This is a genomic window from Candidatus Ryanbacteria bacterium CG10_big_fil_rev_8_21_14_0_10_43_42, from assembly GCA_002793915.1.
In the GTDB taxonomy this organism is placed as follows: Bacteria; Patescibacteriota; Minisyncoccia; order Ryanbacterales; family 2-02-FULL-48-12; genus 1-14-0-10-43-42.
Genome location: PFEF01000006.1, coordinates 196,182 through 206,928, shown reverse-complemented (window position 1 = coordinate 206,928; position 10,747 = coordinate 196,182). Strand labels below are relative to the sequence as shown.

11 protein-coding genes, 1 tRNA gene and 1 pseudogene are annotated in these 10,747 nt (G+C 43.5%); 2 read left to right on the top strand and 11 right to left on the bottom strand.

The window, feature by feature from the left end; all coding sequences use genetic code 11:
* Both COU90_03515 and COU90_03510 read right to left on the bottom strand, forming a co-directional pair.
* Positions 1-779, bottom strand: a 779-nt coding sequence (locus COU90_03515) for a hypothetical protein (protein PJE64483.1), incomplete at its 3' end; no start/stop codon positions are given.
* A 56-nt stretch (positions 780-835) separates the two neighbouring features.
* Positions 836-2,305 (bottom strand): hypothetical protein, encoded by a 1,470-nt coding sequence (locus COU90_03510; GenBank protein ID PJE64482.1) that lies wholly within the window; start codon positions 2,303-2,305, stop codon positions 836-838.
* Positions 2,306-2,431: 126 nt separating this feature from the next.
* On the opposite strand from COU90_03510, the gene COU90_03505 reads away from it, so the two are divergent.
* The gene (locus COU90_03505; GenBank protein PJE64481.1) at positions 2,432-2,953 is read left to right on the top strand and encodes a hypothetical protein; all 522 of its coding nucleotides are present in this window, start codon (positions 2,432-2,434) and stop codon (positions 2,951-2,953) included.
* Between the two features lie 114 nt (positions 2,954-3,067).
* Positions 3,068-3,140, top strand: a tRNA-Lys gene (locus COU90_03500).
* 77 nt (positions 3,141-3,217) lie between these two features.
* Here COU90_03500 and dnaJ read toward each other — a convergent pair.
* The 9 genes and pseudogenes from dnaJ to COU90_03455 form a co-directional block, all read right to left on the bottom strand.
* On the bottom strand, positions 3,218-4,267 hold the full coding sequence (gene dnaJ, locus COU90_03495; GenBank protein PJE64480.1) for a molecular chaperone DnaJ: 1,050 nt from the start codon (positions 4,265-4,267) through the stop codon (positions 3,218-3,220).
* A gap of 120 nt (positions 4,268-4,387) precedes the next feature.
* Complete coding sequence (locus COU90_03490; protein PJE64479.1) at positions 4,388-5,347, bottom strand: hypothetical protein; 960 nt, start codon at positions 5,345-5,347, stop codon at positions 4,388-4,390.
* Entirely contained in the window at positions 5,348-7,249 is a 1,902-nt protein-coding gene (locus COU90_03485; protein PJE64478.1) for a molecular chaperone DnaK, read from the bottom strand. It lies immediately after the preceding gene.
* A 67-nt stretch (positions 7,250-7,316) separates the two neighbouring features.
* Positions 7,317-7,823 (bottom strand): nucleotide exchange factor GrpE, encoded by a 507-nt coding sequence (gene grpE / locus COU90_03480; GenBank protein ID PJE64477.1) that lies wholly within the window; start codon positions 7,821-7,823, stop codon positions 7,317-7,319.
* Between the two features lie 441 nt (positions 7,824-8,264).
* Positions 8,265-8,384, bottom strand: a pseudogene (locus COU90_03475) (heat-inducible transcriptional repressor HrcA).
* 207 nt (positions 8,385-8,591) lie between these two features.
* Positions 8,592-9,011 carry a 30S ribosomal protein S9 gene (locus COU90_03470; GenBank protein ID PJE64476.1) on the bottom strand — a complete coding sequence of 140 codons (420 nt, stop codon included), beginning with the start codon at positions 9,009-9,011 and terminating at the stop codon, positions 8,592-8,594.
* On the bottom strand, positions 8,995-9,366 hold the full coding sequence (locus COU90_03465; protein ID PJE64475.1) for a 50S ribosomal protein L13: 372 nt from the start codon (positions 9,364-9,366) through the stop codon (positions 8,995-8,997). The genes COU90_03470 and COU90_03465 overlap by 17 nt, the downstream gene beginning before the upstream one ends.
* A gap of 11 nt (positions 9,367-9,377) precedes the next feature.
* Positions 9,378-9,725, bottom strand: a complete 348-nt coding sequence (locus COU90_03460; GenBank protein ID PJE64474.1) for a 50S ribosomal protein L17 — start codon at positions 9,723-9,725, stop codon at positions 9,378-9,380.
* 1 nt (position 9,726) lies between these two features.
* Positions 9,727-10,710, bottom strand: coding sequence for a DNA-directed RNA polymerase subunit alpha (locus COU90_03455; GenBank protein ID PJE64473.1), 984 nt, complete (start codon positions 10,708-10,710; stop codon positions 9,727-9,729).
* Positions 10,711-10,747 lie beyond the last annotated feature (37 nt).

Genomic DNA, 10,747 nt, shown 5'->3' with positions numbered 1-10,747 from the left:
GTATCTGACGGCGGAGGACCGGATCCTAAGGCATAGAGAGCTTGGATATCAGTAGAGGAAAGAGCCCTGTTATAGATACGGACGTCGTCGAGAGATCCTTTGAATGGCGTATTCACATATGAGTTTATCCCTATCAGAAAATTTCGCGCAACATCCGATACTTTAGGTCCGGAACCATTTTGTTGAGTAGAGTAAGAAACTTCTACGCCATTACGAAAAATTTTTACACCTGAAGCATTGGGCGAGCCATCCCACGTTACTACCACGTGTTGCCATTCGTTCATAGTGAACACATTTGGTGGGGCTTGTATGAGTAAGTGATTTGTTTGATGAACAGCACGAAATGTAAGCTGGGTAGGTGCATTAGGGTAAAACGCCAAAATCCAGCCTTCATACGTAAGTTGAATATCACCATGTCCTTTTTGCACGATAGTTCCTTGCGGACCGTAGGCTCCCGTTCCAGGATTAATCCATGCAGAAAACGAAAAAACTGACATATCATCAAGTATTGCATTTGACCCTGCATCTATATAATCGTTTGATCCATCAAAACTTAGCGCACCCCCTACCTTCCCTACCCCCCATACAGGACCATTCGTAAGTGTTCCGGTGTTGCCCAACCCGCTTGAATCTCCTGCTACCGTTCCCGATCCTTCGTCGAATGTCCAGTGACCAACGAGGCCGGATGTAATATCTTGAGCAGAAGCAGTGCCTGCGGCAAGAAAGATAAGTATTGTAAATACACAGGAATAGAAAATTTTGAGTTTAGAATTTGGCATAGGTACAGTGTCTTTTTTATGGAGATGTGAGAATATGTGGTAGGTGGGGATAATGATTATCGTCCCATATTATACAGCCGTCGAACCTCGGTAGGAGTAAGGGCTCGGTTGTATATTCGGACATCGTCTATAATACCATCGAACCATTCACCTCCGCCGCTCAATTGTGATTCTCCGACATAAATACTACCCGCATTTGTTTGTGGAGACACAGCAGGTGCACATGTTCCCGTCACAGCTTGAGATAGACTGTTTACATATATTGTTTGTGTATTACCATCATCATCAAAAACACCTACCAAGTGATACCATGCGGAGGTAACAATATTAGTAGCAGATGTCGCACACTCGTTCCAATTGGCTGGTACATCGGTAAAACCCATGGCTATTTCATCACTAGTTGTTGTAATGTAATAATTTGCATTATTCTGGTCTGGTGTTTTCATAAGAATCATGTCATAACCCGTGTTTGATCCTTTCAGTATCCACACCGAAATAGAAAAAGACGAGGATATATCAAGAACATTTGTATCTCCAACCTCCACATAATCGTTACTCCCGTCAAAGTCTAGCGCGCCGCCGAGTTGGCCGTCTGTCCAATCAGTATCCGCATCCATATTGGTGAGCGTACCGTGGTTGAGGTTGCCGCTTCGATCATACGCGGTAAGTCCTCCCCCTTCGTCAAAGTTCCAATAGCCGACGAGGCCATCGGAGAGGGCGGGTGTTGCTATCTTCGGTCCTGTCATTTGGTACAGCCGCCGGATTTCTATGGGCGTAAGCGCCCGATTATAGATGCGAACTTCGTCTATGAGCCCGTCGTGATTATCGATTTCACTTCCGGCTCCATCATCAGAACTGCTACCTATACCTATACCCGCTGTGCCATTAAGTATTGGCCCTGTCTCTCCTGTCGCCGTACTTACCAAATTCCCATCCACGTAAAGCTCTAAAAGATTATTATTATCGGTATCATATGTTCCTACGATATGGTGCCATTTGCGTAATGTAAGATTAGATACCGCATACCGTATTTCTGCAGTATCCGGATCATTTCCATCATTACTGATATGCCATACAAGGTTTGTCCCATCCTCCACCCTTATTCGCCATTCTCTTTGAGAAGACCAGTTGCTTTTTCCGACAGTAAATTTATGATTACTACCACCACCAAAACTTTCCCAATTGACCCAATGTGATACGGTAATAGCTCTTAATCCTGAATATACTCCTGAATCCGGTGCCGTTATATAATCATTACTCCCGTCAAAGTCCAGCGCGCCGCCGAGTTGGCCGTCTGTCCAATCGGTATCCGCATCCATATTGGTGAGCGTACCGTGGTTGAGGTTGCCGCTTCGATCATACGCGGTAAGTCCTCCCCCTTCGTCCATGGACCAATAGCCGACGAGGCCTTGGTTGTGGATGGGGCGGATTATCACCGAAGCGGAAGCCTGAAAAGCAAATAACAACGTAAGAGCACTTACAGATAATGCAAAAAAGGTTAAGTTTAGATATGAATTATAAAGCATAAACTATGGGAATTCTTTATAGAACTATGTGTGTTTATTGTAGGCTTTTTGAGGAATTACGAACATAGGCGTAATTGGGGATAAGAATGCTTGATGTTTACCTTCTATGCCGTGTAGCATGGGGATATGGTTTCGCGTATTGGCGAGTTTCTTTCATTGGTGCAAAATCGGATCCCCTCATGGGATGTTCTGATTGTTTTTTTCTTGATTACGGCAGGTTTTTTTTACGGTATTCTTATCGGGCGACTACGTCTTTTGGCATCTCTTTTAGGACTTTATATTTCTATCCTTATTCATCCTTATATTATCGGTATGGCGTTTTTTCCCGTGTTTGAGGATGTACGTATAAGGTTTGGTGTTTCTGTTGGTGTTTTTATTACTTTTTTATTTTTGGTTTCGCTTCTGTTATTACGTTCCCTCTTTAAAGGACAGAGGCGTATCGGGGAAGAATGGTGGCATGCTCTTATTTTGGGGGTATTTGGTGTTGGACTTTTCGTTAGTTTCGTGGTACGTTTGGTACCATCCGAATACGGAATATATATCTCCCCCCTTACACATACGCTATTTAGAACTGATATGGCATTTCTTATATGGCTTTCCGTGCCACTCGTCGGAATGCTTATAACCCGCAAGCGGTTGGGAGATTAGGCAGTGCGATGTAATGCGTTTTACTGTCCATCCCTAGTCTGGTTGTACGGAGTTAAAAGTAAAAACATTTGTTTTTAATGGTTTTTTACAATAATATATAGTTTTGAACTACGTCCGCCTGTAGCTCAGTTGGTAGAGCAGCGGCCTTTTAAGCCGACGGTCGGAGGTTCGAGCCCTCCCGGGCGGACATAGTTCAAAACATGCAGTAAAAGTTATTCCACTAAAAAACTGATTATATTCTTGGATATAATCAGTTTTTTAATATTATAGTCCTTCTTCTTTCAGTTCTTCGAGGAGGTTTTTTGCTTTACGGGAAAGCTTTTTGGGTGTTTTTGCAATTACCTTAATAAGAAGATCTCCCCTACTACTTCTTGCTCGAGGAACGCCTTTTCCTCGAATGCGAAGGACGGTTCCGGAATCGGTTCCGGCCGGTATCTGGACTTGCACGGTGCCGTCTAGTGTTTCGATTGTTTCCGTTGTTCCCAGTGCTACATCGGTAAATGGGACATCAAGGGATAAGGTTATGTCGTTTCCTGTTCGGGAGAATTTCTTATGAGGAGCTATGTGAATTTTTACATACAAATCTCCCGCAATACCTTTTTGTACGGCCTCCCCTTTGCCTACGAGTTTTATCATCTCTCCGTTATCAATACCGGAAGGAATAGAAATTGTTACCTCTTCCGACCCCTGTTTTATGCCTTCTCCTCGGCATTCTTTGCATATTTTTTCCGGCACTTGCCCCGATCCATGACATGCTGTACAAGCACGTTTTGTTGTAAACGTGCCGAATACGGATCGGCGTGTTTCGTGAACTTGCCCGGAGCCATTACAGCTGGAGCATGTCTTAAGAGGTGTTCCCGGTTCATTTCCTCCACCGGAACATACGGAACATGCGGATATTTTTTGAAGCAAGACGGAACGTTCGGTACCAAATACCGCTTCCTTAAAGGAAAGTTCAATGTCTATTGATATATCTCGTCCGCGTGGAGTTCGTGTTTTTCCTGTGTTAAAGCCAAAAATATCTCCGAAAATATCTCCCAAATCGACACCTTCAAATCCATTTGCGTAAGCGTTTCCGCCGTCCCAGCCGCCTCCACCTGAAGGGTTAAAACCAGCATTTCCAAAGCGGTCATATTGGGCGCGTTTTTGCTCGTCTCCCAGTACCTGGTATGCTTCGTTAATTTCCTTAAAACGAACATCATCGCCGCCGCTTTTATCGGGGTGATGTTGGTGGGCAAGTTTTCGGTATGCCTTTTTTATATCTTCCGCAGAAGCGTTACGGGCGATACCAAGGACATCATAATAATCTTTCATGGTTGAATATAATATAGAGCGTGTAAGCAATATAATTGCAGGACAGAATGATTATACAACACATCGTGCGACACATCAAGCAGAGGAATTACCTGTTTTATCGGCAACAAAGTTATATTATCAGCTCCAACGAACGATCTCTTTTGTCGCCTGAACATCCTCATGTGCAATAATGGCGTGCGACTTAAAGAACGTTACGATAAGGAGGGCGATGAAGGACACTAACCAACCAAAAGGAAGAGCGATGGTTCTAAGGAAAAGAAAAAATCCTATGGCAAATGCAAGAGGAAGAAATTGACGGTATGGCTCAAACAATGCAGTGCTTTTTTCCGTGATGATAATATAAAGAGTGTCTCCTAATGTTTCCTGTCCCGATAATGGAGGTGAATTTTCCGGAAGACCCACACGACTTATAAGTTGTCTGCGCGCTTCAATGAGAAGAGATTGGGATTCATCGTCGGTAAGTGCCGAGATATTAATACCTGACGATTTAAGATTTTCCATAATATATTCGTCCACCATAAGGTTTTGATTGAATCCGGGGAGAATATTTTCACCAATATAAGGCTGTGTTGTGCGTAAAAGACGCGTAAATGTTTTTTTCGGAATGATATCTTTGAACGTAATTTCCGAGGGGGCATTTTTTGTCTCGATAAAATATGCCGTTGCGAGAATAAACGCAAAGAGTGTAAGGAATAGCGGAAGTCCCTGGTGAAGGAGAATAGGCACCTTGAATGTAAGGCGATTGCGCCGTTCTTGCTGTACGCGCGTAAGAGCATGCATGGACCCCAGAAAAAATATAAACGCTGATCCTCCGGTAAGCGCGGTTGTGCCGAAGAAAAAGAAAAATGGAACAGTGCTGAATAGGATGGTCCCCATAAATACGCGCCAGTAATCATTGAATAGAAAAAGAATGCTTATACTTACAAAATAGAGTATAAGAAACCCCAGCGCGTAAAGTGTCGGCGTGCCGTCGAGAGACCCGAAATCGATACCTTGTTTGTAGAAGAACCAGAACGGTACCGAGAACATAACAGCGAGTATGCCGGTACCGAGTGATTTTGTATGCGGTGAGGACATTTATTCTTTCTTTTCTTCGTTTGATACATCTTTATAATCGGCATCTTGTACGGGTTCTTCCGGTGAGGGTTTCGTTGTCTGTGATTGTTCCGTATTTGTTTGTTGTGACGAGAGATGTTCTCCTATTTTTTGCATTGCCGCAGATAATGCTTTTGCGGCAGTTTCTATTGCGGGTTTATCATTTCCATCTTTTGCTTTTTTAAGATCGGCGATGCGGGACTCGACGTCTGTTTTGATATCCGCCGGTACTTTTTCTCCTCCGTCGGCAAGCGCTTTTTCTGCGGTATGGATAAGTGTGTCCGCCGTATTTTTTTCTTCGATTAATTCTTTGATTTTTTTATCTTCTTCGGCGTGTGTTTCGGCATCACGTTTCATGCGTTCGATTTCTTCGGTTGAAAGACCCGATGATGCCTCAATGCGGATAGATTGTTCTTTGCCGCTCGTTTTATCTTTTGCTTTTACGTTTAGAATACCATTTGCATCAATATCAAATGATACTTCTATTTGCGGCATGCCGCGTGATGCCGGCGGAATGCCATCAAGCATAAAATGACCGAGTGTTTTATTGTCCTTCGCAAGTTCACGCTCTCCCTGAAGTACGTGTACTTCAACGGATGTCTGATTGTCCGCCGCAGTTGAAAATACCTGACTATGCGATGTCGGGACTGTCGTATTTTTTTCGATAAGGCGCGTAAATACGCCGCCTAATGTTTCAATCCCGAATGAAAGCGGTGTTACGTCAAGAAGAAGAACGTCCTTTACATCTCCCTGCATAATACCTCCCTGGATGGCAGCTCCCAAAGCAACTACTTCATCGGGATTGATGGATTTATTCGGTTCTTTCCCGAATAGTTCTTTTACCGCTTTTATAATGGCAGGCATACGTGTCTGTCCACCGACAAGAATGACCTCATCAATGTCAGAGAGGGCAAACTTGGAATCAGTAACAACCTGTTTTGTGGTTTCAATAGATTTTTTTATGAGATCTTCCACAAGGGACTCCAGTTTTGCGCGTGAGAGCTTTATAAGCAAGTGTTGGGGACCTTCGGCGCCGGACGTGATGAACGGAATATTAACCTCTGTTTCCATGGTTGTGGAAAGTTCATGCTTTGCCTTTTCAGCCGCTTCCTTTAGGCGTTGGAGTGCAAGATGATCGTTCCCTATATCGATGCCGGATACCTTTTTAAACTCGTTTACGAGCCAGTCCATAATGCGCTGATCGAAATCGTCTCCGCCCAAGTGCGTGTCTCCGCCGGTGGAACGTACTTCTATGGTATCGTTTGAAACTTCCAGTACCGATACGTCGAATGTACCGCCGCCAAAATCATATACAGCAATTTGTTCGTCCTTCTTTTTCTCAAACCCATATGCTAAAGCGGCCGCCGTCGGTTCGTTTATGATACGCTTTACGTCCAGGCCGGCAATTTCTCCGGCATGCTTGGTGGCTTGACGCTGGGCGTCATCAAAATATGCGGGTACGGTGATAATTGCCTCGGTTATTTTTTCTCCCAGTTGCTCTTCAGCATCCTGTTTTAATTTTTGCAGGACCATGGCGGAAATCTCTTCCGGACGGTATTGTTTTTCGCCCATGGTAATTTCAATGCCATTATTTTTTGATTCTTGTATGGCATACGGGAGAAGTTTTTTATCACGTACTATTTCTTCATCCGAATACGTACGTCCAATGAGACGCTTTGCAGAAAAAATGGTATTTTTAGGATTCGTAACCGCCTGACGTTTTGCTAAAAGGCCTACTAAGCGCTCGTTTGTTTTGGAAACAGCAACCATAGAGGGCATGGTGCGATTTCCTTCTTTATTTTCTATAATTTTGGGTTGACCGGCTTCTACAACCGCCATAGCGGAATTTGTGGTGCCGAGGTCGATGCCGAGTATTTTTGCCATGGTAATATAATGTTATGTTATAAGTGTATCATGATATGTCGTGTATAACGAAATGAAATATGTGTATTTAAGAAGATTTTTTATAAATACCCACCTTTACCTTACTTGCCTGAATAACTTTATCCCGAAGCATGTATCCTTTTGAAAGCTCTTCCGTGATAATGTTATCCTTTTGTTCGTCATTCACCGGAACGGATTCTATCGCTTCATGACGAGAGACGTCCAGGGGCAGTCCTTCAGCTTCAATGGGCGTCACACCGTGCGTCGTAAGAAGATGCATGAGTCCCGTATGAATGTGGCGAAATCCCTGTACATAAGGATTTTGAATATCTTGTCCGGCAAATGCGCGGTCAAATATATCAACAATAGGAAGCAGTTCGCGGATAATGCCTTCTTCGGCGAAAAGGATATATTCGGTCCTTTTGCGATCATCATCTTTTTTTGCATTTGCGGCATCCGCCTGACATCGTTTCCATCCGGCAAGATATTCATCAGCCATTTTTTTATAATTCTCACAATCCTTTGAGGAGGATCGTTTTTTGGGAACCTCTTCCCCGGGAGTATTTTTTTTCATAAAAAATTATTATAGTGCTCGTAAAATAGCAACGGTGGCTTCATAATTCATACGCGTGGGTCCGATGGTGAGAATGGTGCCATTGTTAACCGATCGGGAGACAATACTTGCAAATTGAGCTTCCGGTAATGGATTTTCTTCTTCGATAAAGACCAAGGGATATGCGGTACGATTGGATGTATATGTTTGGTATGCGGTACGATTGTATAAAAAGGAATCCATGAGGTAGCCTAATTTACGGGTTAAATATGGATCATTAAATTCGGGAGCTTCCAATACTCCCCCCATACCGAAATAAAGGATGGTGGGAGGATCTCCATATGTTGCGATGGTTAGGAGTTGCGTCGCTTCTGAAATTGTCTGAAGAAGAGTGTGCCACTGACGTATGTTCCTAAGACGCCGTTTAAGTGATTCCGGCACAAAATGTTTTTGAATACAATTATCCACAAAAAAGCGATACGCCTTTCCGGTTGGTATGCGCCCCGCTGATGTGTGTGGTTGGCGCAGATACTCTTTTTGTTCGAGAGTATTCATGATTATGCGGATGGTAGCGGAACTTACATGGCTTTGAATATGAGAGGATGCTATGGGAGACGCCTCCGCTATATACGCACGCACAATCGCTTCCAATACAGATTGTTCCTTATCGGTGAGCGTGTCCATAGTGCCAGTATAAAAAAATTAGCACTCTCTTGTCAAGATTGCTAATTTTTATACATAAAAAGGTTTATTTTCCCGATTTAATACCCACTTTTGTTCCTATGTGATTTATCGTTTACTCCATTGTGGGGCACGGCGAGCACTGCGAAGGCCGAATTTCTTTCGTTCTTTCATACGGGAATCACGTGTAAGAAATCCAAGGTCACGCAAGGGTTTTTTTAAATCTTCATGCAGTAATACCAATGCCCGTGCCAAGCCATGACGTATGGCTTCCGCTTGGGCGTAAAGTCCGCCACCGGAGACGTGCACGGAAACCTTCTTCTGCTGATGTAAGTCTGTTTTTTTCAATGCTTCCTCTACAATATGATGCAGAGATGCTCCGGGAAAATAATCATGATAATCTTTATCATTTACCGTAATACCGGTTCCCCTTTCGTAGATACGCACCCGGGCAACAGATGTTTTCCGTCTTCCTATGCCTTCCGTGTATGGTTCCGTGGAAGATTGTTTTTTAGTTGCTGTTGCCATTGTGGATAGTTAAATTACTAATCATGTGTTTTCGCAGTTTATTTTTGGGAAGCATGCCCATAATAGCTTTTTTGATAACCCATCCCGGATCACGATCAAATGCTTTTTTGTAAGGGGTATAATTAAGACCACTTGGATAGCCGGAGTATCGTTTATATGTTTTTACCTCTTCTTTATTGCCGCTTAATGTTATTTTTTTAGCATTTACTATTACAACGCAATCTTCCGGTTTTTCGTGGGGGCGAAATGAAGGACTCGCTTTTCCGCGTAAAAAGTGAGCGGCCTCTGTCGCCACACGCCCAAGCACCTTGCCCGATGCATCAATTGTATGTACTTTTTTTGTTACCGTATTCATAGTAAACGTACCTATTTTACAAATTCAATAAAGGCTATTTTACTGGCATCATGCTTGCGAAGCCCCGCTTTTGTGATGCGCGTGTAGCCGCCGGGGCGTTCCTTATATTCCGGTACCAGTTCCGTTAGAGTCTTTACGACCTCTTTTGGCAGATATCGTGCTACATATCTTCGTGAAGCTACGGTATCTTTTCGAGCAATAGAAATTAGCCGTTCTACAAAGGGACGTACATTCTTCGCCTTGGAAAGCGTTGTTTTTATTTTTTTATGCGTTATTAAATTAGCCGCCAGACTCTTTAAGAGTGCGCGTCGCTGATTTCGGTTGCGTTTCAGTTTTTTCCCTTGTACGGTGTATGACATATTATTTAAGCGTTAGTCCCATACTTCCAATTGCGCGTCTTATTTCCTGGATGGCCTTATCTCCAATGCCGGGAATTTCGGATAATGTTTCGGTATCTTTTCGAAGAAGGCCGCCGATGGTGCGAATGCCGTTTTCATGCAGTGCATTGATGGTACGTGACGGTAAGTGTAAGTCTTCTATCTTTACTTTATTTACGTCAACGCCATCATCATCGGAGTCGGTATCTTCTATAGTGCTTAACTCCCCTGCTATCAGAGAAAGTTCCGCCGGTGTGCTTTCTTCCACGGGTGTGTCGCTAATGGCTCCCGCAAGTGCCGTAAATTGCTCAAGAGCGATTGCTATAGCGCGCATGAGGGCTTCTCGGGGCGTAATAGTACCGTCAGTTTCAATGTGGAGACGAAGACGATTATAATCGGTGCGATCTCCTACACGCATGTCTTCGACTTCGTGCGTTGCCTTTTGAATGGGGCTAAATAATGCATCCAATGTCATCATGCCAACATCAACCTTATCTTTATGAAGTGAGGCGCGCGTGGCGTATCCTAATCCTTTTTCCACGGTAAATTCCATCGTAATGGACGTATTTTTATCAGTTACCGTCATAATATGCGCATCGGGGTTAATAATTTCAATAGTTGAAGGTGTTTTTATATCTTTGCCGGTGAGTGTTTTAACCCCTTTTATAGATACTTCAACCGTTTGAGATTCGTCACCCTGCATGATAAACCGGAGTTTTTTAAGGTTAAGAAGAATGGTTATAACATCTTCTTGCACGCCATCAATAGTTGAAAATTCGTGTTGCACGCCATCAATTTTTACTTGAGTAATAGCGGCGCCGGGCAAGGAGGAAAGAAGAATACGGCGGATAACATTACCCACCGTGATGCCGTAGCCCGGATAAAAGCCGTCTATCTCAAAAATCCCGGCATTCCCCTCTTCCGAGATTGTTTTTGGCTTTGATGGCAAAATAATATCGTGTTTCATAAATGTCTATGCATTATACCCCAATAATGAATTTTTT

Coding starts and splice junctions, on each gene's coding strand:
- COU90_03510 (PJE64482.1), bottom strand. CDS start 2,305: ATGCTTTATAATTCATATCTAAACTTAACCTTTTTTGCATTATCTGTA.
- COU90_03505 (PJE64481.1), top strand. CDS start 2,432: ATGGTTTCGCGTATTGGCGAGTTTCTTTCATTGGTGCAAAATCGGATC.
- dnaJ (PJE64480.1), bottom strand. CDS start 4,267: ATGAAAGATTATTATGATGTCCTTGGTATCGCCCGTAACGCTTCTGCG.
- COU90_03490 (PJE64479.1), bottom strand. CDS start 5,347: ATGTCCTCACCGCATACAAAATCACTCGGTACCGGCATACTCGCTGTT.
- COU90_03485 (PJE64478.1), bottom strand. CDS start 7,249: ATGGCAAAAATACTCGGCATCGACCTCGGCACCACAAATTCCGCTATG.
- grpE (PJE64477.1), bottom strand. CDS start 7,823: ATGAAAAAAAATACTCCCGGGGAAGAGGTTCCCAAAAAACGATCCTCC.
- COU90_03470 (PJE64476.1), bottom strand. CDS start 9,011: ATGGCAACAGCAACTAAAAAACAATCTTCCACGGAACCATACACGGAA.
- COU90_03465 (PJE64475.1), bottom strand. CDS start 9,366: ATGAATACGGTAACAAAAAAAGTACATACAATTGATGCATCGGGCAAG.
- COU90_03460 (PJE64474.1), bottom strand. CDS start 9,725: ATGTCATACACCGTACAAGGGAAAAAACTGAAACGCAACCGAAATCAG.
- COU90_03455 (PJE64473.1), bottom strand. CDS start 10,710: ATGAAACACGATATTATTTTGCCATCAAAGCCAAAAACAATCTCGGAA.